We start from the raw sequence: 23443 nt of genomic DNA, 5'->3' as shown, positions 1-23443 counted from the left end.
CCAGACGAGTTGAGAGGAGTGGCATTTGGACAAAGCGCCGGATGCGTTCCGCACCATCAGCGAAGTCGCTGAAGAACTCGACATTCCCCAGCACGTGCTGCGATTCTGGGAGACGCGGTTCGCCCAGATCAAGCCGATGAAGCGAAGCGGCGGGCGGCGTTACTACCGCCCCGACGACGTCGATCTGCTGAAGGGCATCCGCCGTCTGCTGTACGGCGAGGGCTACACCATTCGCGGCGTGCAGCGAATCCTCAAAGAGCACGGCATCAAATCCGTGCAGGGCCTTGCCGACCAGACTTCTGCCGTCACCTTCGGTGCGGTCGAAGAGGCGATCGGTCTCAGCCTGCAAGAGCCGGAAGAGGGCGAAATCCCGACCGCGGATGCCGAGGCCGAGGACGAGGACTACGAGACCGAAGAGAAGGAAATCGACTATCGCTTCGTCGATACCGACGACGACGGCATTTTGCTGCCGTTCGCCAAGGGCAAGCCGGGGCCGTCGGAGGCCGACCGCGAGCGCCTCGAACGGGTACTGCAGGAGCTGATCTCCTGCCGGGAGCTGCTGGATACGGCCATGAAGGACGGCTGAGCGGGCGGGAACTGGGCAGGCTCCCTGGGCCTCAAAGAGGCCGCTCGCCCGCCTTGCGTCGGACGCTGATCGCAGCTAATGGAACGGCATCGGAGCGTGGCGCAGCCCGGTTAGCGCACTAGTCTGGGAGACTAGGGGTCGGAGGTTCAAATCCTCTCGCTCCGACCATTTTTCCAAATAACTTCAATGCTGATTCCGAATCGGACGGTTGCCACCCTACCGCCCGTTGCCAATTGGTTGCCAATTCTGTTCGCAGGTCGTTCTACGGGCCCGCTTTGTTCCTAGGGACGGGTTGGTACTGGCCTGCTTCTGACCTCAGTGGCCTAGTTTGAGATCCCGAGTGGCCTAGTTTGACGAACCGCCGAAAACATATCGGAGCGCACGACCGATTAAGTAAATAACCGCTGATCCGATGAGCGCGATGATGTACGGGCCTGCACCACTACTCGCATTATGAATGGCGGCAAATGCGGCAGCCCAAAGAGCCGAGGCCACACAGGCAGTGTGATACAATATGTCGCCAAGTCGCGGAGTCATATCGCTCCCCGCCTCAGTTGGCGGCCTCTTTAATTATCCTATGAAGGTAAACACTTAGCAGCTTTGTCGGGAAGGCGAGTCCCTTCTTCTCCGCCAGCAATCCACCTAATTGTCTGATCTTATTGGGCGCCATCGTGCGACGCGCATACGATAGTTGAGTCGCGTCCGGCATCACCAAGGAGGCGAGGCAATGCCGTTGCCGACAGATGGATGCACAACCGGGAAAAAGCTGCCCGTATTCGCGCGTTTTAGAAATTTTTTCGAACGACACCCCGCCGGGTTGGTCGTGCTGCTGGTTCTGTATCTGGCGATTGTTTGCCTGTCGCTTGCCTCTGCAGGCGTCGGAAATCAGTATGCGCTTCACGCTGCTGCCGGGACATTTCTGATGGTCGGTTTTGTTCCGCTTTTTCTTCGGGCGCGGTTCAGTTTCGGATATCTCGTCGGCTTCAGCTTCTACGGCATGATGGCGGGGTTTATCTGGATCACGTATTTCAGCGGCTTGAGTTACGACCATGCCCAGGCGCGAATTTCAGCGATCGCATCTCTCCTCACGTTTCTGCTGCCGGTACTTTTCATTACCGCACCACTGCAGCGGAGAATTGCAGTTTCGCCGCAGACAATGGACCGGCTTACGATTTTGATGCTCGCCTTTGCGGCTGTCATTCTTGTCTGGAATGTTCGCTACGGTATCGCTCTTGTCGGAATAGGCGAGGCCGGAACATTGCGGGCAACCTTCATCCGACCCGCTCTCCTGAACTATGTCACCGGATCCGTGATCGGAGCCTTGCTCCCCTTTGCCTTCGCTTATTTCGCGCTCCGGCGTCGCTATCTTTTGGCTGCCATCAGCATTGTGCTGATCGTATCTTTCTATCCGGCCTTGTTGAACAAGACGGTGCTTTTGGCAGCCGTTTGGCTGCCGTTCCTGTTCCTTGTATTTCAGATATTTGAGCCGAGGCGCGCCGTCGTTCTTGCACTGCTTCTTCCGTCCGCATTTGGCCTGGTTCTCTACCATATCGCGCCGAACGCTGGTCCGGTGCGCTTCCTTGCCGAGCACGCGTTTGGACTGGCGAACGTCAGAATGCTGGCGATCCCGTCGCTTGCGATGAACTACTATTCCGATTTCTTCGCCGGCAATCCCTCGACCTATTTTTGCCAGATCAACCTTGTGCGCTCATTCGTCGACTGTCCCTATGCCGGTCAGCTTGGCCCCATCTTCGAGGCTCGCTACCACGCAGGCAACCTCAACGCTTCCCTGTTTGCCACGGAAGGTATCGCCTCGGTGGGCCCGCTCTGGGCGCCAATATCAACGTTTCTTGGCGGATTGATTCTCTCGGTCGGAAATCGTGTCTCGGCGCGCCTTCCGCCGCCATTGATCGCCACGTCCGCGGGCCTTGTCATGCAGGCCCTTCTCAACGTTCCGCTCTCGGTGGCCGTTCTGTCGAACGGCCTACTGGCGCTTTTGCTGCTCTGGTACGTCACGCCGGAAATGTCGGACCAGGATGCTTGATTACGGGAGCCGCCGAGGCGCTGGCTTTACAAGCCGGGCCGGCACGCCGACATACGTTCCGCTTACGGCAAGCGATTGTGTGACCACCGTCCCGGCACCGCAAATCGTTTCATCAGGCACTGAACATTTGTCGATAACGGTAGATCCGGTGCCAAGGAAAACAAAGCTGCCGAGCCGGCTTCGGCCGGCGAGGGTCGCATTGACGGATACATGGGTGAAATCGCCGACCACACAGTCATGCTCGACAATGCAGCCGGTATTCAGAATGCAGGAATGCCCGACCCTGGCCATGGGCCCCACGTGGCAATGATGGCCAACGAAAGTCCCTGCAGCGATTGTTGCGCCGATTCCGACGGTCGCGGTGGGGGATATGATGGTGGCGAGCGGCCATCCTCGCGCTCGAATATGCTCGGTCTGCACCTGGCGTTTGCGATTGTCTCCAGCCGCCGGGAGGCACTGCCAGCCGTCCGGCGGGTCACCCTCGAACAACTTGATGACCGGACAGCCCAGGAAACTCTCGCCGTCGCGCGCGTCGGCGTCGGCGAAGACGAGTTGCTCGATTCCCAAAGTCGCCGCGACATCGGCAATGCTGCGGGCGTGTCCGCCAAACCCGTAAATGCGCAAGCCTTTGACTTTTTCGGTCATGCTCGTTCGCTGCAAGTGGCTGGACTTGAGATGCGATCAAGTATCGCGACGTACTCGTTGACGACCGTCTTCCATGAACGTTCGGCAAGCCGCTCGTAGAGTTTCAGTTGACGTTCGAGCAGGCTCTCCTTGTTTTGCAGCGCCCATTCGATCCGCGCCGCCATATCTTCCCAATCGTAGGGATCGAACAGCATGAGGCTCTGCAGGTCCGGATCTGTGACGACCTCCTCGGTAACCGCGATCCGTCCCATCACGACAGGCGTTCCCACCGAAAGTGCCTCGGTCAATGTAAACGGACAGCCGCCTTCGCTGAGGCTCGGATTTACCGCAAGATCCGCAAGCTGGTAACAGGCAGCCAGTTCCTGGGCGGACAGGCCATGAAGGCACAGCACGTCGTTTTGCAAATTGCGATCGCGAATGAATCGAGCGATCTCGGGAAGAGTGTCAGGATGACCGGTCAGGACGAGCTTGTGGCCGACATAGCAGCGCTTGAGCAGATGTTCATACGCGCGCAGCAGCGTCATGACGTTCTTGTTGGGCCGAAACTGGCTTGCATAGAAAATGAACTCGACGTCGCCACTATCAAAATTAAATGCCTGCTGTGTACCGATCGCCTTGTTCAAGGCGAGCCGAAAGAGATTGACGCAAAATGCCTTTGTCGCCGCCTTGTTGTCAGGAAATCCCGAGACCGCAATCAAGTCATCCAGCCGATTGGCTCCGTGCGGCACCACGTCGATCGCGCCTGGACTTATCTGATAGCGTTCGACGAGCGTCCGATACTTGATGTGCTCGCTATAGGTAACAAAATGATCGCCTCCTTCAATCGTTGCTTCTACCAATCCAAAATTTTGCAAGAATCGGTCGCCGCCAACAGATGAAAAACCAACGGGAGATTCCGACAGGACGACATCGGGCACGCAGGTCAGGCGGGGCGCTTCGATCCGGTTAAATTGCGGCCAGAATGCTGTCGGCGCATACCAGGCCGAAACGTCTTTTCGGCTGTTGATATGCTTGAGAAGAAGTCTTGCCTCCGCTTCCTCCATGAGGCGGTAGAGCCGGACGGTCGTCGAACTGGCTTTCGGCTGCGTGGTAACCCTGACAACGGCATTTGAATATCGTCGAAACAGGCGGCTCCGTGCTAGCTTTGGCCACACCGCGCCAAACAAAGCGGCAACGGAACTCACGGCGATCGCCGCGAGGGCCATCACGACAAACGGAAGCGCAAGCAGCGCGAGCGAAGCCAGCAGGAGGCCACTGCGCGTCGTGACCAGCAGGCCTTCCGCACGGGCAACATTTCGCGCGAACTGCCGCTTCAAGATACGAAAAAGCCGAAGAACTCGGCTTTGGCGTCGCGCGCGCTGTATGTAGTCCTGATAAAGCTGATACAGTTTCAGAAACATTGGCTCGTCTTTCGGGCCAATTATTTCGAACGCATCCGGTGAAATCCCGACGCCCTCAAGAAGGTCGTCGAGGGATTTTCTCATCCAACTCGGGCACGCGATCACAAACCTGGCGGTAGGACAGGTCTCTGCTTCCTTCAGAAATTCAGCAAGGTGCCGCCCGAGACCTTGGGCGCGCAGATCGAGCGCTGGCGGGTAGGCCAGATAAATCCCGAATGTTCTCACAGGTAGTCCTTGATCACGCTCCAGTACGCAGAGGCGAGTCTATCGACGGATTGGCCGGCAAGCTGCTCCGCTGAAGGCAAACGGCGCCGCAGCGTTTCCGAATCGGTTTCCATTCGTTTGAGTTCGCGTGCCATGTTGTCGGGATCGTCCGGGTCCATCCAGGTCAGGTGCAGCGCGAATTGCTCGTCCATTTCGCGCATCGCGGGGTAATCGCTCGAAAGAGCGGGAACGCCGAGACGGGCAGCCTCGACGACGGAAAGCGTCCCGTTGTCGACCCGCCCGGGATGCCAAAGAAAAGCGGCACGGCTCAGTCGGGCCTGATAGCTTTGATCAGGCAACTCTCCCTCGATTTTCAGATGCTGCTTGATCGCTGCGCTTAAACTGCGGATGTCTTTCAAGCCTCTCAGGTGTGGAACATCCCGTTTGAACAAATCCCGGGTATCCACCCCCGTGACGTGACACTTCAGCGATCCCCCGTACTTTTCGTAATAGAGCCGAAGCGCCTTGAATGCATTCTCGTGATTCTTGTGGGGGGCAAGGTTGGTCGTCCAAAGAAAAAACCGGCCAATATCGTCTTCAAGACGCGCGGGGTTCTCGTTCGCGAAGAATTCTGGCGCCAGCATGGGTACTTTCTTGATCTTCTTCGCAGGAATGCCCGCAAACTGACGCGCATCACCGGCGGTGAAAGCTGTTGTGACCATCACGGCTTCCGCAACGTGACCGCGCGCGACAAATCTCTGATTGGTGTCGTCATTGAATGGAGTTTGATAGCGCTGGAGATAGTCATAGATCATCAGCAGATACGGTCGAACAGGTAGCAGCGGGAAATCAAGCCGATCCGAGACGACGATCCAGAGGTCACAGTCTGTGAACTGGCTGATACCATCGTCGGGAGCCTGATAGGTCTTGTGCGCCAATGAGCCGTTCAGTCCGGCATAGGCACACGCGCGCACGGCCTCGTCGTGCGACAGGATTCGCCAGTGATAAGGCCGACGCTTGATGTAAAGCGGGAGGTCCTTGAACGCTTCCTTCGGATAGCAGGCGGGATCATCGAGATGCCCAAACACGACCTCGATGTCGTCGCCACCCATGCGGCTTCCCGTTGCGATCGCGCGAGCCAATAGTATCGCCCCTCGCAGGCTGCCACCGCGATAGGCGACCGGCAACAAGACGGCTATTCGCTTCTTTGGTTTGTTAGCCAAGGAAATGGATGGCGAACTCTCTCTTAGTTTACCGAGTACCCGCCCAAGCCCCGCGCGCCAGTCCGCTTCACAGGCGTCCGCCTTCATCGGTTCAAGCAGTCGCTGCTGTGATTGACGGATACTGTCGATCAACCGGCGGTCGCCGGAAAGAATGCGCTCGATTTTTTGCCGCGCCTCTTTCGGTGTTTTGCTGCGCCCCGGCAAATCGATGCCTCCGAGCCTGTCAAGGAGCCCCCCCGCCATGAAGACAAGGGGCATTCCTGAGCGTACGGCTTCAAACGGATGATAATGAATGTGATCAGGTTCGGTGCTGTGATAGTACATCACACGCAACTCTCGCATATTCCGTCGGTGCTGCTCGTTCGGTAGATAGCCCAGGACGTGGGGATCCTTAACGGAGATGGGCTGAGAGCCGCCTACGGCATACGGTAGGCCGGCAAATGCCTTTTTAAAAGTTCGATAGACTGCTTGATAGTAGTCATTGAATGCCAGATCTGGGCAAACGAAAAAAATTCTCTTGTCATCGCCATTCCATTCGTCGCGAACCGAGGCGTCGGCGAGCCCAGCAGGAAGAAAGACAGCCTTCTTCGCGATAAAGTTCGGTTCCTTAGCAGCCAAGTGCGGGTAAGCTTGACCGAACCAAAGGTTCTTGCTCGTAACCGGTGACCAGACAGGACCGGCGCCTCGTGCAAATAAATCCAGTATTTCAGAGTAGGAAATTTTCGCGTTCCCGTAAGTCCGCCAGATCTTGGCCCCTTCAAAATGCCGCGACATCGATTTCAAGAAATCAATCTTGAGAAGAATAAAGAACGCGATGTCAAAATGCTTGCTGGCAGTCTGCCATGCTTCGATCCCCGGATTGTGATACCAGTCCGCGTCATTCAGGATTGCAAGGTCGTCGTTCGGAATCGTGAGGTGCTCATCTTCCGACCAGTCCACGGAAGCCGAGCGAAAGGTCGGATCTGCAGGAATCTTCTTCGGCAAGAAAATCTCCCGGACTCCGATGCGCTTCAGCATCGGAATTTCGAATTCGCGGGCGGCGGTATGGTTCAATAGCCACATGACGCGCAGGGGTCGACTNAGTCACGCGCTCGCTCCCGTCAATTTCTTGTATTCATTGATGGCTGGATCGANCCTCGCCGTCGAATTTCACTTCGCCATGATGCAGAACCAGCACGCGCTCGCAGACGTCGCGCAACGAGCCGAAATCGTGGGTGGCGAGGATCAGGATTTCGGAATCCTCGATCAATTTGGTGATGCGTGCCTTGGCACGCTGCATGAAGGTCGCATCGCCCGCGCCGATGACCTCGTCAAGCAGCAGGATGTCGCCGCCGACCATGGTCGAGATCGCAAAGGCCAGCCGGACCTGCATGCCTGCCGAATAGGTCTTGATCGGGTAATCGATGAACTCCCCGATGTCGGCAAAGGCGACGATCTGCTCTTCAACAGAGCGCATGAATTTCGGGGTCAGGCCGAGCAGCAGGCCACGATAGAGAATATTCTCTCGTCCCGTCGCATCGGGCTCGAAGCCAAGGCTCAGATCGAACAATGAGCGGACCGTGCCTTCGACGCAACGCGATCCCGAGGAAATAGGATAAAGTCCCGCGACCATCTTGAGGAACGTGGATTTGCCTGCGCCGTTGTGGCCCAGGAGTCCGACGCGCTCGCCCGGTCCAATTTCGACGCAGATATTCTTGAGCGCGTGGATGTCATGCACGGTCGACTTCGCGTTCGATCCCGCGAACACTCCCGTGATCAGTGCCTTCAGCGATCGCTCCTTGAAGGCGACGGCGGAATAGTGAAGGTTCACCTTGTCGAGCCGAATGCCGTTTCCTGTCATAGGTAGAAGATGACTTTTCGTTCGGTGCTGCGGCCAATGAGAATCGCCAGTGCGGAGAAGACAACGACGGCAATTCCGCATATCGCGAAGTTTGCTGCGGTCGGCCACTCTCCGCGCAACAGCGGCGCGCGCACGATCTCCAGGAGATGATAGATCGGGTTGTAGTCCACCAGCGCGTCGAGACCGCCGTCGCGAAACAGCTTTGCCTCGAAGTAGATCGGCGAGACGAAATACATCGCCTGCAGAATAAGTCCCAGCGCATGGGGTAGATCGCGGAAGCGGGCGGCGACATAGGCAAGGCACGTTGCGAGCGGCCAGGCCATAAGCGCCGCGAAAGGAAATACCAGTATCGCGGCAAGCCAGCTCCAGCCGAAGGACTGCGGCTTCACGATCAGCACCCAGCCAATGAGGCTCAGACTCGCCATCATCCACACCATCAGGTTCGTCAACGTGGTCCGCAGCGTGTAGATGGCAAGCGGGTGACGGTACTGCTTGATATACGCGTCAGCCTGCACGAACGAGAGTGAACCGCCGATGAGGGTCGCCATGAAGAAATCCCATGTGATCATGCCCGACAGGATATACGGCGCGAATTCGATTATATTCTGATGGAAGATCCTTCCGAACACGATCGCCAGCAACACCGTCATTCCGAGCGGCTGCACCACCGACCATGCCACGCCCAGGAATGAGCGCCGCCATTTGCTGCGAAGATCCGAGAACGCGAGATGCGTCCAGAAGTACCGTGATTCGTAGATGCCTAGGACGTATGGGGTCATCTGAGAGCCTGCTTGTGCATGTCACGATGCATTGGAACCGATGAAGCGGAACTTGCTTATGCACGTTAGCGTGCATCGTAAGGTTGTGTATGCACGTTACAGTGCATCAAACTAAAAATCCTGATTTTTCGCGGGCTTTTCGACAGATTCAGCATCGCTGCGCCACTATCCCGACACAAACCGACGGTTGCTTGAGTCGAGATACAACCTTCACGAGTTCCATCCTTCAGGTCACTCTACAGGCACTGTTACGTCCATCTCAATTGAAAGTTGATTGCGGTGTGCAAATCGGCGCCGCAGGCACGAGAACAAGAATGCAAACGATTGGGAGTAAAAATGTATCCTCTGTATCGCCCCTATTTGAGCGGCAAGGAACGGCAACTCGTTAATGAGTGCCTCGACTCTACCTGGATATCGTCCCGGGGTGAGTTCATTGGCAAATTTGAACAACAGTTCGCCGACTATGTCGGCGTGCGCCATGCGACGACAGTAAGCAATGGCACCGTCGCGCTCCATCTCGCGATGCTGGCGATCGGAATAGGGCCGGGTGACGAGGTCATCGTGCCGACACTTACTTACGTCGCTTCGGTGAATACGATCGTTCAGACCGGCGCAACGCCCGTCTTCGTCGATTCGGTCGAGAGCACCTGGCAGGCCGATCCATCAGCCATAGAGCGGGCCGTTACTCCACGTACGAAAGCCGTCATGGTTGTGCATCTCTACGGTGCGTCCTGCGACATGGAGGCAATCTCCAGAATATGCAAAGAACGTGGGCTATTGCTGATCGAGGACTGCGCCGAAGCCCTTGGGACGTTATATCGAGGCAGGCATGTCGGGACATTCGGCGACGTGTCCACTTTCAGCTTTTTCGGAAACAAGACGATCACTACCGGCGAAGGCGGTATGGTGATCAGCAATAGCGCAGACGTTCACAAGAAGGCTTACCATCTCAAGACCCAGGCCGTATCGCCGACGCAAGAGTACTGGCACGATGCCGTCGGCTACAACTACCGCATGACGAACATTTGCGCCGCGATCGGGATCGCTCAACTCGAGCAGGTTGATCGTATCCTGCGGAAGAAGCGTCAGATTGCCGGCTGGTACGATCAGTATCTTGCTGGCCTTCCTGTGAAGCGGCAAGCAGAGCCAGCTCATTCAACGCATTCGTGGTGGCTCTACTCGGTACTCGTTTCTCAAGAGCTCCGTGACAGCCTGCGACAGCATCTTCGCCGCAGATCGGTGGAAACTCGGCCGCTGTTTCCCCTGGTTCACGCATTTCCGCACTACGACACCGGTCAGCAATTTCCCGTCGCGCAAGCTATCTCGAAAAGTGGTTTCAATCTTCCGAGCTACCCGGACCTCAACGAAGCCGATATCCGCATCATCACATCAAGGGTGCGAGAGTTCTTTGAAGTGACGGAGAGCGTTGACGTGGATTGCGAAGTTCCCGCTTCGAGCAAACGGTACGGGGTTGGCTGAACAGGAAGTGCGTAAAGAACGTGAGAATTCTTCATTTCTACAAGACGTACATTCCGGACCCGCCCGGCGGCATCGCGCAAGTCATCAATCAGTTGGCGCGTGGTACCGCACTGCACGGCCACGCTGTGGATGTGCTTTCACTCAGTCGCGACACGGCTGAGGAATCGATCGAGTTCGAGGACCACACTGCCTATCGGGCGCGACTTGACTTTGAGGTCGCGTCGACCGGATTTTCGTTCTCGGTGATCGGAAAATTTGCGGCGCTGGCCCGTGCCGCCGACGTCATTCACTATCACTTTCCGTGGCCCTTTCTCGACGTCGTTCATTTTGCGACCCGGGTATCGAAGCCCACGGTCCTCACCTATCACTCGGATATTCTTCGTCAGCGGACGTTACTGAAACTCTACCGTCCGCTGATGATGAGGTTCCTTGCAAGCGTGGATCGGATCGTCGCCACGTCCCCGAACTATCTTGCAACCAGCGATGTCCTCGACAAATTTCGGGAAAAGACCGACGTCATTCCGATCGGCATTGACAGGTCGACGTATCCCGAGCCGTCAAGCGAGCGCCTTGCTCATTGGCGTCGTCGCTTCGGGGACCGCTTCTTTCTCTTTGTCGGCGTGCTGAGATACTACAAGGGCCTTCACATCCTGCTCGATGCGATCCATGGCACCGGATTGCCGGTCGTCATCGTCGGCTCTGGTCCGGTGGAGCAGGAGCTGCGAAAACATGCGGCGAGGTTAAATCTTGCGAATGTGCATTTTCTTGGAATACTTCCGGAGGAGGACAAGGTCGCGCTCATCAAGCTCTGCTTCGCTTTCGTATTCCCGTCGCACCTGCGATCGGAGGCGTTTGGCGTATCGTTGCTTGAGGGAGCGATGTTCGGGAAGCCGTTGATTTCAAGCGAGATCGGGACGGGTACCACGTTTGTCAATGTCCATGGCGAAACCGGAATTGTTGTTCCTCCGAACGACCCGGACGCTTTCCGGCGCGCCATGATTTTTCTGGTCGAGAATCCGACAGATGCCCGGCGCATGGGTGAAAATGCAGAGAGACGGTATGAGCGCCTCTTCAGAGGTGACCAGATGGTCTCAAGGCATATCGAATTGTATCATCGGCTTTTGACAGATCCGCCGCGCGACCAGGAATCACGGCTGCGGTCGATAGCAACCAGATAGTTCGGAATAGCCCGGGTCTCACCTCTTGGAGAAGATATGCCGGCTCAAAATTCGAAACGGCGTGTTGCGCTGATTACCGGCGTGACCGGTCAGGACGGCGCCTATCTTGCCGAATATCTTCTCGGACTTGGTTATACCGTGCACGGCATCAAGCGGCGGTCGTCGTCGTTCAATACTGCGCGTGTCGATCATCTCTACGAAGATCCCCACGTCGGCAACGTGCCGTTCCGGCTTCACTATGGCGATATGACGGACTCGACCAATCTGATCCGGCTGATGCAGCAGATCAGGCCAACCGAGATCTACAACCTCGCCGCCCAGAGTCATGTCCATGTAAGTTTCGAAAGTCCGGAATATACGGCAAATGCCGATGCGATCGGCGTACTGCGCCTGCTGGAAGCAATCCGGATCTTGGGAATGGAGAAGGAGACGCGGTTCTATCAGGCGTCGACCTCGGAACTCTACGGCCTGGTCCAGGAGGTGCCGCAGAAAGAGACGACGCCGTTCTATCCACGCTCACCCTACGGCGTTGCCAAGCTTTACGGCTACTGGATCACGGTGAACTACCGCGAAGCCTATGGCATGCACGCTTCGAACGGCATTCTGTTCAATCACGAGAGCCCGATCCGCGGCGAAACGTTTGTGACACGCAAGATCACGCGAGGCGTAGCGCGCATCGAAACCGGCCTTGAAGATACGCTCTATCTCGGCAATCTCGAGGCCAAGCGCGATTGGGGCCATGCGCGGGATTATGTCGAGGGCATGTACCGGATCTTGCAGGCGGATGCTCCCGACGATTTCGTGCTGGCGACCGGCGAAACCCGATCGGTGCGTGAATTCGTCGAGCTGGCCTTTGCTGAAGTTGGGCGCCGCATTGAATGGCGCGGAAAGGGGGTCGAGGAGACCGGCGTCGACGGCAAGTCCGGCAAGACTGTCGTCCGCATCGATCCGACGTATTTTCGCCCCACCGAAGTCGATCTCCTGATCGGCGATGCCAGCAAGGCGCGTGAGAAGCTTGGCTGGAAGCCCCGGACGAGCTTCGCGCAACTCGTCAAGGAGATGGTGAGCAGCGATCTTGCGAACGCGAAGGGAGAGAAGGACAACAAGAGGTCACCGACCAGCTTCTAACCTGCCGCCTCGCGGGGTTTTGATGCCTGGGGGAGGGCTAGCTGAAACCAGTTCGGGCCCGTCCGGGAGACCAGAGGTCGGAGGTTCAAGGCCTCTCGCTCCGACCATTTATCCTCACCGACAGCGATCTTGATCCCGGCTAGATGCCGAGGGCCCAGACCGCAACAATGGTCCCCAGCACAGCTACGCCGCTGATCGTCCAGCCCGTAAAATAAGACCCAACATCCGTTTCCGGTCGATCAACCATGGTATCGCGCCAATGGGTCACCGCGGCCTCCCATAGATTGATACTGCCTCTGGTATGTAAGTCGCGGCTGCGGGCTCAAGGTTCACGCGGTATGCGACGCGACGGGCCGATTAGCCGGGATGCCATGGGGATAGCGCGTTCCAGAAAGTAAATCCGCATTAACCTCAACCCGTGCATCGATGCTCGATTAACAGTCTTGGCACACTCCGGGTGTTACAAAATCCCCGAGCACAACCTGTGCAGAGTATGAGCCATGGATTTCCTGAAGCGTGCGGCATTTGTTCTTGGCGGCATCTTTTTGGGCATAAACCTGATCAATTATTTTGTCATGGGCCACACAGGGGACTACCTGCCGGGCGGCGAACGCATGGGCGAGTGGCGGGCGGCTAAAATACGCGAGGCGTGTTACCCCGCGCTTGAAAGCCCCGAAAGGGACGGGCTGCTCCCGAAGCTTTCCACCGACACGCATCGCGTTGACTGGCGCGATCTCGACCGCGCAAGGGACATGACGGCGGCGCTGAACTGCTATCTCGTCACGCACCCCAATGCGGTCTGCGAGCGGAACAACCGCGCCTACATCGTCGATTACATCAATCGTTATTTTGCGAAGTTCGATGAGATGATGAACACGGCCAAGCGATACGGCGAAGCCGAAATGTCCACGGTCAGGAAGCTCTGGGACAGCCCACGCAACCGCGCGATCAACGCAGCCCTGCTGCAGGACACCAGTAGCGGACGATTGATCAAGGCCGATTTCGGCTGGAGCGTGCCCACGGCGATGAAGCCGATGCTCGATCGCTACAACGGTACGAACGACAATTGCCCGAAGGCCTAGTGCCAGGAGTCTAGTGCCAGGAGTTTGAAATGGCCGGTGAAATATTCAGCCTTATCCGCATGCCTCTCATTGCCTTTGTCGGCGGCTTCCTCGTGGTCGGCGGATGGATCTGGGCGCCCGAACTATGGCGCATGGTGCATAGCCAGTTTTCGGGCGGGTCGAGTGTTTCAATGTTCGCCGGCGCCAATCGTATCGGCCGGCCGGAAGTCGCGCCGGTCGTGCGAACCTGCTTCTCCAAAGTGATGGACGACCTCGGTCCGGATGTGAAGAAGATGGAGCCGAGCGCGGCGTACTTCATCCTGAAGGCCGGCAGTATGCAGGCGAACGTTTCCGCCATGCTTGGCAAGGAAAGAGGGGAAAGCCCGGCAGCGCATCTGGCCTACGCATGGGGGGAATTGGCGAGCTGCATTTACGCGCTGGAAGATCGCGCACTCTGCGATCCCGATAACCGTGCCGCGGCAGTAGAGACCACCGCGAAGTTCTTCGGCTACGCGAAACAGGCCGCCGATTCCGGCGCCAAGTCGATGGTCCCGGGCAATGACGGACGCGCCATCGAGAATATCAGGGATCGCCTGTTGCTCATGCTCAAGAACCACCGTCGCTACGGCACGCTTGTCGCCGCCGATTTCGGCAGCTTTGCTCCGGCCGAAATAATGCAGGTCATGCGCAGCGAGCAGAAAGAGACCCGCGACATCTGCAAGCGCTGACGCGGCGACTACAAGGTGCGTATTGGAAGTCCTCGCGGCCTATTTGTTCTGACCGGTCGTGAACGCGGTATCGATCACGTCGCCGATCAGCTGCCAGGTGCGGCCGTCAAACTGAACGAGGCGCATCTGCTTGATCGGTCGGTAATCGTCGGCGCCGGTATTGACCTTGATGCCGGGCAGAAGGACGGAAACCTCGAAGTCCTTCAATGAAGCCGCCTGCCGCATGATATTTTCGCGGGAGAGATCGCTGCCGCATTGTTTCAGCACCTGCACCAGCGTCTCCGCGGCGGCATAGCCGTACAGCGCGGCGCTGCTGCCCTTGTCTCCGTCGGGATAGTACTTGTCCATAAAGGACAGCCAGTTCTTGATCGCGGGATCGTCCTTCCAGGCCGGATCGGTCGGATCCTTGAGGAACGTGGCCGAAATCACGCCGGCAGATTTCTGCGTTCCTGCCGGCCCCAATGTGGCGCCGATCGAGGCTGCGGCATCGTTCAGCAGCAACGCCGGGTGCCAATGCAGGTCTGCCGCAAAGCGGATGACTTGCGAGGCCGCGGTCGGCACGCCTGCGAACAGCAGGATTTCGGCGCCCGATCGCTTCAGGATGGAAACATGTCCATCGATATGCTCATCGGCGACATCGAAGGCGAGGCCGACGATGATCATGCGCTTCAGATCGCCAAGGCCCTTCTGGATTCCCTTGTGCAGGTCGTTGCCGAAATGATCGTTCTGCCAAACGATCACGATCTTGCGCTCCGGATAGGTGGCCTGGATGAAGTTGGCGTAGATGCGCCCCGCGGCCTGGAATGAGGGCTGCCAGCCCATCGTCCACGGAAACGCCTTTGGATCGCTCAACTCGTCGGCGCCGGAAACCGGGAACAGTTGGGGTATTTTCTTCTCATTGAGGAAGCGCCGGACCGCCAAGTTCCCCGGCGTTCCGAAGGAACCGAATATGAGGTGGACATTGTCCTGCTCGACCAGTTTGCGCGTCATGTCGAGCGCAACGGTCGGATCGGAATTGTCGTCACGGGAAATGAAGCGAATCTTGCGGCCGTTGATCCCGCCCTGTGCATTGATCATGTCGAAATAGGCCGCCTGGGCTCTTCCGATGGCGGCGAATTCAGCCAACTTTCCTGAATAAGGCATGAGATTGCCGATGCGTATCTCGGTTTCATCGGCGGGCTGTTCGGAACGTTCCGGCGACATCGCACCCATCGATGTCAGCGCGATCGCCAAAGCGATCAGGAGTCGGACTGCCACATTCATCTGCGGTGCCCTCATCTGTCGGTTTTTCGCAGCAAGCGGCGTCAGGTGAACGATCCCCGCACCCTGTCACGCGAGCAGGTTACGCCCCGGGGAAGGTTTGCCATCGCGCCGTGGTGCCCATTGACATAGGTCAAGGGACTGTCGGCGCAACCACTCGTCCGACGACTATCGGCGCTGCGACGCAAAAGCCGCCACCTTTACCGTTGCCACGGCATTTCTGCTGATCAGCTGCGTTGATGCTGCAACTGGATCGCTGCGACGGCATTCAATAGGCTTGCAGCCACCGGCTGGTATTGCCGGAAAGCGGGGACACACGCACATTCGGATGGAACGCGAGGGCAGACCGATGAAAACACGTCCGACCGGCGTAATACCGCCGATGACCACGCCGTTTCGCAAAGACGGCGAGATCGATTTCAAGCTGGTTGCACCCCAGGTCGACTGGCTAATTGGTGCTGGCAGTCATGGCATGGCGGCCGGCGGTTCGACCGGCGAGGGGCATACGCTCGACCACGAGGAATATCGCGACCTGGTGGCGGCGACGGTGGAAGCGGCGAAAGGGCGCGCGCCAGTGATCGCGGGCATCATCGTCGATTCCACGCGCGATGCGATCCGCCGCGGCAGACTGGTGCGCGACATGAATGTCGCCGCGCTGCAGGTGACGCCGGTGCATTACCTGTTCAAGCCGGACGAGCAGGCGATGGTCGATCACTTTCGTCGCATGGCCGACGAAACCGGCATGCCGATCATCATCTACAACGTCGTGCCCTGGTCCTATCTGTCGCCTGCGCTGCTGACACGGATCATGAACGAGGTGCCGCTCGTCGTCGGCGTCAAGCAGAGCGCGGGCGATCTGAAGCTGTTCGCCGATCTCATGATGATGGCGCCGGACAAACTGATCTACAGCGCCGTCGATGCGCTGATGTATCCGTCCTATACGCTCGGCGCGCATGGCTCGATCGCGGCGATCCTGAGCGCGGCGCCGCATGCTTCGGTCGAACTCTGGAACGTGGTCAAGGCCGGCAATCATGTCCGCGCGCTCGAACTGCACAAGAAACTGCTGACGCTGTGGAACGCCATCGTCTCGGACAATCTGCCGGCGTGCACGCGCTACGCACAGTCGCTGCAGGGGCTGCCGGCGACACTCTCCCGCGCGCCGATGCCGGAAGCGTCGCCGGCGCAACAGGCCGTCATCCGGAAGGCTCTGGAGGGACTGGGCGCGCTGGGCGGCTCGCGCGAGGCGGCGGAGTAAATTCCGCTCCGCGAAACGGTCACGAGACAATCAGGCCGCCCGTCTCGCGGGCGGCTTTACCGACGGTCGTGAACTGTTACTGTGCTGCCGCACGGGCTCCATTTCCATGAGAGTCCCAATTCAAAAATTGAAAACCGAGGTAAGCGTCGCGATGAAGGATTTTGCCGGAAAGTTCGCCGTAATCACCGGGGGCGGCACGGGCATGGGCCGCGAGCTCGCGCGCCAGCTCGTTGCGGAAGGCTGCAATGTCGCGATGTGCGACGTCTCGGTGGAAGCGATGGCCGAGACCAAGCGGCTGTGTGAGGCGGAAAAGCTGCCGCAGGGTCTGCGCGTCACCACCCATGTCGCCGACGTCTCGATCGAGGCGCATCTGCAGCGGTTCCGCGACGAACTGATCGAACAGCAGGCGACCGACAAGATCCATCTGCTGTTCAACAACGCCGGCATCGGCGGCGGCGGCAGCCTGTTCACCAACACGCGCGAGCAGTGGGAGCGCACCTTCAACATCTGCTGGGGCGGCGTCTATCTCGGCGTCCGCACCTTCCTGCCTCTGATGATGAAGGCCGACGAGGCCCATATCATCAACACATCGAGCGTCAACGGCTTCTGGGCGTCGGTTGGTCTGGGCGCCTCGCACACGGCCTACAGCGCCGCCAAGTTCGCGGTGAAGGGCTTCACCGAAGCACTGATGACGGACCTGCGGCTCAACGCCCCGCACATCAAATGCTCCGTCGTGATGCCCGGCCATATCGGCACCTCGATCGTTTCCAATTCGCGCAAGATTCAAACCGGCTCCGAATCCGATGAACTCAGCCCGAATGAGATCCTGTCGACGCGGCAGCGCCTGAACGGCATGGGCATCGACACCGCGCCGATGTCGGACGCGGACATTCAGCAGATCGCGCTCGACCGCGCACGCACTTTCCGCGAGGAGGCACCGACCACGGCTGCGGCTGCGGCCAAGATCATTCTCGACGGCGTCAAGGCCGAGCGCTGGCGGATTCTCGTCGGCAACGACGCCCACAAACTTGACGAGCGGGTGCGGCAGGCCCCGGAGAAGGCCTACACGCCGGAGTTCTACAAGAGCTTTACGGAAGAGGTCGGCTGGCGGCTTGGCTAGCGGGCTGTCGGTTCTGATTGGAATCAGAACCGACGCCCTCGCTTTCTCCTGTCGCGTTTTCAGGAGTACAAAACATTGCGCCTCGTCACGCGCGCGAGACACGCTGGCGCGTGCCAGGACGGTAGGCGAGGCGGGTGTGCCCGGAGCAATAGGGCATGCCTTCCACCGGCGTGTTGCCGCAGAAGCAGAAATCCTCCGCGCCTGGCGAGCCGATCGGCCAGCGGCATCGCTCGTTGCTGAGTTCGATTAGCGAGCAGCGACGTTCGCTCATGATTGGCTCTTCCTGGAGCGGCTGCGCGTTTTCGAGCGGGTGTGCGTTTTCATAGACAGCCTGCAGGATCTGATACTGCAGCCTGGGGATCGATTTCCTCGAGCGCTCTCTGGCAACCTTGGTTGGGCGCGGCTCGGCACGGGCGGGGCCGCGCGTCAATTGCAGACGGGCGAGTTTGCCGATCACCGCATTGCGGCTGACGCCGATGCTGGCCGCGATCTCGCGACAGGTGAGGCCGGCCTCAAAATGGCTCTTCAGGAGTTCGACGCGATCGGTGGTCCAGGTCGGTAGATTCGTTAGCATTTTCTCGGTTCCACGTTCTGTGAAAACCGCCGCGTCGTTGCCCGTCAGGACGCCTTGCCGTTGTCGCGGATTGAAAGCAGCCCGTCCTTGATGGCGAGCCGAATCCCTTCCTCGATCAAAGTTCTAGCGACGCCGGGAACGCTGGTGCCGTGGGTGCCCTGTCTCACCAATCTTTCGAGATAATTGATGGTCGAGAGCGCCAAGGTCACGGGAACGCGGTCGGTTTCGGCTTTTTCTGTAGCCATGACGAAACGCTAACGTGCAAAAGGGGTACTGAAAAGTATCTATTTAGACTCTATTTTGTTTTGCACACATGAGTCAAACGGCTTGTGGATAGCTGTCTATCCTTTTGAAAAAGCGCATTAAAAACGAACGTAGGGCTTGTGGATGAGCTGAACGCCTGTGACGCGCGGCGCGCGGCGGGCCTTAACGCCTGTGGCGGGCGCGGCGAAACGATCCAGCCTTGCGGCTATTTCCTGATTGCCTCGCGCCGGTGGGAATGCCGATGATGTCCGGGGATGACGGCAGGGCGCGATGACGGTAACGAACGGCCTCTACACCATCCAGATCGAGATGACGGACGGCGGTCAGGGCCGCGCGCACGGCGTGATCGTTCTGCACGATGGCAAGGTCGCCGGCGGCGATTCGTATTTCTATTACACCGGCTCATACACCGCGGATCGCGGCAAATGGCGCGGCGAACTAATTACTAATGAGCACACGAAATCCGCGGGCACGCGGCCGCTGTTCGGCGGTCGTGAGGTCACCTGCGGCTTCAGCGGCTCGTACACCGCCGATGACGCGCAGGTGCAGGGCACCGCATTGGTCGGAAAGACCAGCGTGCTGTTTCACGCAAGGCTGAAACTGCGGTCTCCTTTTTGAAGCGCTGCAGATCGTCCAATCACCCGTGCACGACCGTCTTCGCGATCATGCAGTGGATGCCCTTGGAGCCGTTCACCGTCTGGGTCACACGCAGATCCGCGGCGAGGCTGCAGAGCGTGTAGGCGTCCTCGCGCGACAGGTTGCGCTTCTCGCCGAGCAGCACGATCATGTCGCGCAGCGCGCGCACCACGCACTGATCGAGATCGGGATCCATCGCCATCGTCATGTAATGATCTGATGTTTCGGCGCGGGGATAGCTGAGCCGCAGGTCCTTGCGCAGCGTCAGGCGGAAGCGGCCCTGCAGGGCGGTCTCGATGGCGGTGACGCAAACCTCGCCGTCGCCCTGCACGCCATGGCCGTCGCCGCAGGAGAACAGCGCGCCCGGCACGAACACTGGCAGATATAGTTTGGCGCCGGCGCCGAGCTCCTTATTGTCGAGATTGCCGCCCATCGCGCGCGGGATCAGCGAGGTGATGCGGCCCCAGGCGGGCGGCGGCGCCACGCCCATCACGCCGAAGAACGGCTTGAGCGGCAAGTCGAGTCCCCACGGCATCCGGCCGACCATGCGCTTGAGGTCGAGCGGAATGTTCAGAATCCGCGTCTCATGGAAATCGTCGGGTAGCGTGCCTGCCAATGGTCGGATCAGGTTGTAGCCCCAGTCCTGCCGGAGCTGGACGTCGAGGATGTCGACCTCCAGCACGTCGCCGGGCTCGGCGCCTTCGACGGCGACCGGCCCGGTGAGAATGTGGCCGGGCAGCATGCGCTCGCTCCGCGCGTGAATGTCAGCCAACTCGGGAGGCACGTGAAACCTGTTACGGTCCGGGACCACGTCCGGGCCGCCGGTCACGGTATCGATGGTGACTTCGTCGCCGCTGGCGATGGTGAGGACCGGCTTCAATTTGGCTTCGAAGAAGCCCCAATGGCAGGTTTCGGGGCTGGAATGCAGGTGATGATGGGACATGGGGAGGGCTTTTGATTGCTGCAATGGCGTCGTATGACGCTGTACCAGACATTGTCAGAGGCTTCCCTTGTTTTTTGTCCTCTCCAAGACGCTCGGCTTCCTGCTGTTGCCGACGAATTTTCTGATCGGCGTCGGTTTCGTCGGCGCCATCCTGATGTTCACGCGCTTTGCATCGCTGGGCCGCAAGCTGGTGATTGCGGCCGTTCTGCTGCTGATAATTTGCGGACTGTCGCCGCTTGGGAACCTGCTGCTCTATCCGCTGGAGCAGCGTTTTCCGCCATGGGAGGGTTCGCGGGATGGGGCGGGTGGCGCGCCAGACGGCATCATCGTGCTCGGCGCATCGATTGAGGCCGATCTCTCCGTCGCGCATGGCACGCCGGTGGTCCGCAGCTCTCCCGACCGGCTGATCGCGGCTGCGGCGCTCGCGCACCGCTACCCGAAGGCGCGCGTCGTATTCTCCGGCGGCAGCGCGAAACTGATTTCGAACGATGCCAGGGAAGCCGATTTCGCCGGCGCCATCTTCGAAAGCCTCGGTATCGACAAATCGCGGCTGATCATGGAACGGGCGTCGCGCAACACGCAGGAGAATGCGGAATTCTCCAAGGCTCTGCTTGCGCCGAAGGACGGCGAGCGCTGGCTGCTGGTAACCTCGGCCTTTCATATGCCGCGATCGGTCGGCCTGTTCCGGAAGGCGGGATTTGCGGTCGAACCCTATCCCGTCGACTGGCGCGTCGGCAAACGCGCCGACGTGCTGAGCTTTACCAACTCCGCTCTCGACGGACTGGGGCGGACGGAGATGGCGGTGCGCGAATGGATGGGCCTCGTTGCCTACCGCGCCACCGGCAGGATCGATGATCTGTTGCCGGGGCCGGCGCCGAAGTAGAAGCCGGCCGGAAGCCGGGTTACAATCGTGGAAACAGGCGCGCAGATCGCCGATTTTGGGAGTTGACGCCATGCAACAGCAGACACCGCCGGAAGCGTTCGATCTGACCGGCATGGTGGCCGACCTGAACAGCCTGCTGCGGCTGAAGACGACGGTGATCGGCATCAAGATGTTTGCCAGCGTCGAGGAGATGACCGCGATCCCAAAGATCCGGCGTCCGTCGGCAGTGCATACCACCGACCAGATCGTCAGCATGGCATCGCGGCTCGGCTGGACCGTCGGTATCACCGGCGAGGATCTCGTCGGCGCGCAATGCCGCGCCGTGATCGGTCTGGCGCCAAGGGACGAAAAATGGCTCGCCGGTGAAAACTACGTCGGCGTCTGGCACGGCACGGCGGAGGATGCGCGCAAGCGTCAGGAAGCGCTCGACGTCGTGCCTTTCGGTCAGTACCAGGCGATGGCGGTGAGCCCGCTCACCAGCGGCCGGCTCAATCCGCCGGATATTTGCCTGGTCTACGCCACGCCCGGACAAATGATCATTCTCATCAACGGCCTGCAATATACCGGCTACAAGAAGTTCGAATGGGGCGTGGTCGGCGAGACCGCCTGTGCGGATTCCTGGGGCAGGGCGCTCAAGACCGGCGAGCCGTCACTCTCGCTGCCGTGCTTTGCCGAACGGCGCTATGGCGGCGTGCCTGATGAGGAGATGCTGATGGCGCTCAAGCCTGAGCATCTCGCCAAGGCCATTGCCGGCATGAAGCAGCTCGCCAAGAACGGCCTGCGCTATCCGATCGCGCCCTACGGCATCCAGGCCGACGTGCGCGCCGGGATGGGCGTGTCGTACGGCAAGAAATAGGCTTGCGAAAGCGACAGGAAACCGTCATTGCGAGCGCAGCGACTTGTCCGCCGTAGCTCAACGAGCGAAGGCGGAAGCAATCCATCTTTCCACGTCGGGACAGAATGGATTGCCTCGCTTCGCTCGCAATGACGAGAAAAAGGATTCGAATATGTCTTCGTCGAAATTCGACATCGTCGTCTACGGCGCCACCGGCTTCACCGGCCAGCTCGTCGCCGAATATCTTGCCGAGCGTTACAAGGGCGACGCGACGCTGAAATGGGCGATGGCCGGGCGCAGCAAGGACAAGCTCGCTTCCGTTCGTGATGCGGTCGGTGCGCCCAAGGAGACGCCGCTGATCGTGGCCGATGCCGGCGATCCCGCGTCGCTCAAGGCGATGGTTGGCCAGGCGAGGTGCGTCATCAGCACGGTCGGCCCGTACCAGCTCTACGGTAACGAGCTGATCGCAGCCTGCGTCGAGGCCGGCACCGACTATGTCGATCTCTGCGGCGAGCCGATCTGGATGCGGCAGATGATCGACAAGCATGAGGCCGCGGCCAAAGCGAGCGGTGCGCGCATCGTGTTTTCCTGCGGCTTCGACTCGGTGCCGTTCGAACTCGGCGCGTTCTTCGTGCAGGAGGAAGCCAAGCGGGTGTTCGGCGCGCCGGCACTGCGCGTCAAGGGCCGCGTGCGCAACATGCGCGGTACGCTTTCCGGCGGCACGGCGGCGAGCGCCAAGGCGACCTTCGATGCGGTCGCCAAGGATCTCAGTCTTGTCGCCATCCTCAACGATCCCTTTGCGTTGACGCCGGGCTTCACCGGCCCGAAACAGCCGCGCGGCAACAAGCCCGCCTATGAAGAGGATATGCAATCCTGGACCGCGCCGTTCATGATGGCCTTGATCAACACGCGCAACGTCCATCGCTCCAACATGCTGATGGGATTCCCGTATGGCCGCGACTTCATCTACGACGAGATGGTGCTGACCGGACCCGGCGAGAAGGGCGAGGCCAACGCCAAGCTGGTGATGGCGGCCAATACCGAAAAGACCGGCCCGAACGCCCCGAAGCCCGGCGAAGGGCCGTCAAAGGAAGAGCGCGAGAACGGGCTTTACGATCTGCTCTATGTCGCGATCGCGCCCGATGGCCGGCAGGTCCGCGCCGCGGTCAAGGGCGATCGCGATCCCGGCTACGGCTCGACGTCGAAGATGATTTCGGAATGCGCGATCTGCCTGCTGCGCGATACGCCGGACGTGCCGGCCGGCTTCTGGACGCCGGGTGCAGCGATGCAGCACAAGCTGATCAAGCGGCTTGTTGATCATGCGGGGCTGACGTTCACGGTTGAATCGTAGGGTGGGCAAAGCGCAGCGTGCCCACCC

21 protein-coding genes, 1 tRNA gene and 1 pseudogene are annotated in these 23443 nt (G+C 59.4%); 14 read left to right on the top strand and 9 right to left on the bottom strand.

The annotated features are described in order from the left end of the window. The first annotated feature begins 25 nt into the window (after positions 1-25). The 3 genes from CQ14_RS16245 (at position 26) to CQ14_RS16235 (ending at position 2630) form a co-directional block, all read left to right on the top strand. Positions 26-586: a MerR family transcriptional regulator gene (locus CQ14_RS16245; protein ID WP_057858872.1), complete on the top strand. Its 561-nt coding sequence runs from the start codon at positions 26-28 to the stop codon at positions 584-586. Between the two features lie 90 nt (positions 587-676). Further along, positions 677-754 (top strand) — tRNA-Pro (locus tag CQ14_RS16240). A gap of 559 nt (positions 755-1313) precedes the next feature. Beyond that, entirely contained in the window at positions 1314-2630 is a 1317-nt protein-coding gene (locus CQ14_RS16235) for a hypothetical protein (protein ID WP_156435044.1), read from the top strand. Here CQ14_RS16235 and CQ14_RS16230 read toward each other — a convergent pair whose 3' ends face one another. The 5 genes and pseudogenes from CQ14_RS16230 to CQ14_RS16210 form a co-directional block, all read right to left on the bottom strand. Continuing rightward, the gene (locus CQ14_RS16230; RefSeq protein WP_057858870.1) at positions 2631-3275 is read right to left on the bottom strand and encodes a NeuD/PglB/VioB family sugar acetyltransferase; all 645 of its coding nucleotides are present in this window, start codon (positions 3273-3275) and stop codon (positions 2631-2633) included. Continuing rightward, positions 3272-4900, bottom strand: coding sequence for a glycosyltransferase (locus CQ14_RS16225; protein WP_156435041.1), 1629 nt, complete (start codon positions 4898-4900; stop codon positions 3272-3274). Before CQ14_RS16225 ends, CQ14_RS16230 begins: the two co-directional genes overlap by 4 nt. Continuing rightward, a complete protein-coding gene (locus tag CQ14_RS46300; protein WP_245320376.1) occupies positions 4897-5523 on the bottom strand; it encodes a glycosyltransferase in 627 nt (208 codons plus the stop codon). Before CQ14_RS46300 ends, CQ14_RS16225 begins: the two co-directional genes overlap by 4 nt. Positions 5524-7236: 1713 nt before the next feature. Continuing rightward, positions 7237-7942 (bottom strand): annotated as a pseudogene (locus CQ14_RS16215) (ABC transporter ATP-binding protein); the annotation flags it as partial. After that, the gene (locus CQ14_RS16210) at positions 7939-8721 is read right to left on the bottom strand and encodes an ABC transporter permease (protein WP_057858866.1); all 783 of its coding nucleotides are present in this window, start codon (positions 8719-8721) and stop codon (positions 7939-7941) included. The pseudogene CQ14_RS16215 and the gene CQ14_RS16210, both read right to left, overlap by 4 nt. A 336-nt stretch (positions 8722-9057) precedes the next feature. On the opposite strand from CQ14_RS16210, the gene CQ14_RS16205 reads away from it, so the two are divergent. From CQ14_RS16205 to CQ14_RS16185, 5 genes are all read left to right on the top strand, one after another. Beyond that, the gene (locus tag CQ14_RS16205; protein ID WP_057858865.1) at positions 9058-10200 is read left to right on the top strand and encodes a DegT/DnrJ/EryC1/StrS family aminotransferase; all 1143 of its coding nucleotides are present in this window, start codon (positions 9058-9060) and stop codon (positions 10198-10200) included. 20 nt (positions 10201-10220) lie between these two features. Then, complete coding sequence (locus tag CQ14_RS16200) at positions 10221-11378, top strand: glycosyltransferase family 4 protein (RefSeq protein ID WP_057858864.1); 1158 nt, start codon at positions 10221-10223, stop codon at positions 11376-11378. 36 nt (positions 11379-11414) lie between these two features. Further along, positions 11415-12506, top strand: a complete 1092-nt coding sequence (gmd, locus tag CQ14_RS16195; protein WP_057858863.1) for a GDP-mannose 4,6-dehydratase — start codon at positions 11415-11417, stop codon at positions 12504-12506. A gap of 500 nt (positions 12507-13006) precedes the next feature. Next, complete coding sequence (locus CQ14_RS16190; protein WP_057858862.1) at positions 13007-13588, top strand: hypothetical protein; 582 nt, start codon at positions 13007-13009, stop codon at positions 13586-13588. A 29-nt stretch (positions 13589-13617) separates the two neighbouring features. After that, positions 13618-14295 (top strand): hypothetical protein, encoded by a 678-nt coding sequence (locus CQ14_RS16185; RefSeq protein WP_156435039.1) that lies wholly within the window; start codon positions 13618-13620, stop codon positions 14293-14295. A gap of 39 nt (positions 14296-14334) precedes the next feature. Here CQ14_RS16185 and CQ14_RS16180 read toward each other — a convergent pair whose 3' ends face one another. Continuing rightward, entirely contained in the window at positions 14335-15558 is a 1224-nt protein-coding gene (locus tag CQ14_RS16180; RefSeq protein WP_057858860.1) for an ABC transporter substrate-binding protein, read from the bottom strand. 346 nt (positions 15559-15904) lie between these two features. On the opposite strand from CQ14_RS16180, the gene CQ14_RS16175 reads away from it, so the two are divergent. Both CQ14_RS16175 and CQ14_RS16170 read left to right on the top strand, forming a co-directional pair. Then, positions 15905-16810 carry a dihydrodipicolinate synthase family protein gene (locus CQ14_RS16175; RefSeq protein WP_057858941.1) on the top strand — a complete coding sequence of 302 codons (906 nt, stop codon included), beginning with the start codon at positions 15905-15907 and terminating at the stop codon, positions 16808-16810. Positions 16811-16961: 151 nt separating this feature from the next. After that, complete coding sequence (locus CQ14_RS16170) at positions 16962-17930, top strand: SDR family oxidoreductase (protein ID WP_057858859.1); 969 nt, start codon at positions 16962-16964, stop codon at positions 17928-17930. 85 nt (positions 17931-18015) lie between these two features. Here CQ14_RS16170 and CQ14_RS16165 read toward each other — a convergent pair whose 3' ends face one another. Both CQ14_RS16165 and CQ14_RS16160 read right to left on the bottom strand, forming a co-directional pair. Continuing rightward, complete coding sequence (locus tag CQ14_RS16165) at positions 18016-18504, bottom strand: GcrA family cell cycle regulator (RefSeq protein ID WP_057858858.1); 489 nt, start codon at positions 18502-18504, stop codon at positions 18016-18018. 44 nt (positions 18505-18548) lie between these two features. Beyond that, the gene (locus CQ14_RS16160; protein ID WP_057858857.1) at positions 18549-18749 is read right to left on the bottom strand and encodes a hypothetical protein; all 201 of its coding nucleotides are present in this window, start codon (positions 18747-18749) and stop codon (positions 18549-18551) included. Between the two features lie 289 nt (positions 18750-19038). Between CQ14_RS16160 and CQ14_RS16155 the strand changes: the two genes are divergently transcribed. Next, entirely contained in the window at positions 19039-19386 is a 348-nt protein-coding gene (locus CQ14_RS16155) for a GrlR family regulatory protein (protein WP_057858856.1), read from the top strand. A 19-nt stretch (positions 19387-19405) separates the two neighbouring features. Here the strand turns inward: CQ14_RS16155 and CQ14_RS16150 are convergent, their stop codons facing one another. After that, positions 19406-20347 carry an acetamidase/formamidase family protein gene (locus CQ14_RS16150; protein WP_057858855.1) on the bottom strand — a complete coding sequence of 314 codons (942 nt, stop codon included), beginning with the start codon at positions 20345-20347 and terminating at the stop codon, positions 19406-19408. 67 nt (positions 20348-20414) lie between these two features. On the opposite strand from CQ14_RS16150, the gene CQ14_RS16145 reads away from it, so the two are divergent. The 3 genes from CQ14_RS16145 to CQ14_RS16135 all read left to right on the top strand — a co-directional run bounded on the left by CQ14_RS16145 (position 20415) and on the right by CQ14_RS16135 (position 23416). Further along, positions 20415-21230 (top strand): YdcF family protein, encoded by an 816-nt coding sequence (locus tag CQ14_RS16145; protein ID WP_082649897.1) that lies wholly within the window; start codon positions 20415-20417, stop codon positions 21228-21230. A gap of 70 nt (positions 21231-21300) precedes the next feature. Continuing rightward, positions 21301-22086, top strand: coding sequence for a DUF169 domain-containing protein (locus tag CQ14_RS16140; protein ID WP_057858854.1), 786 nt, complete (start codon positions 21301-21303; stop codon positions 22084-22086). Between the two features lie 151 nt (positions 22087-22237). Continuing rightward, positions 22238-23416 carry a saccharopine dehydrogenase family protein gene (locus CQ14_RS16135; protein ID WP_057858853.1) on the top strand — a complete coding sequence of 393 codons (1179 nt, stop codon included), beginning with the start codon at positions 22238-22240 and terminating at the stop codon, positions 23414-23416. Positions 23417-23443: the final 27 nt, after the last annotated feature.

The sequence above is a fragment of the Bradyrhizobium lablabi genome, from assembly GCF_001440475.1.
Taxonomy (GTDB): domain Bacteria; phylum Pseudomonadota; class Alphaproteobacteria; order Rhizobiales; family Xanthobacteraceae; genus Bradyrhizobium; species Bradyrhizobium lablabi.
This window is presented reverse-complemented; position numbering and strand designations above follow the sequence as displayed.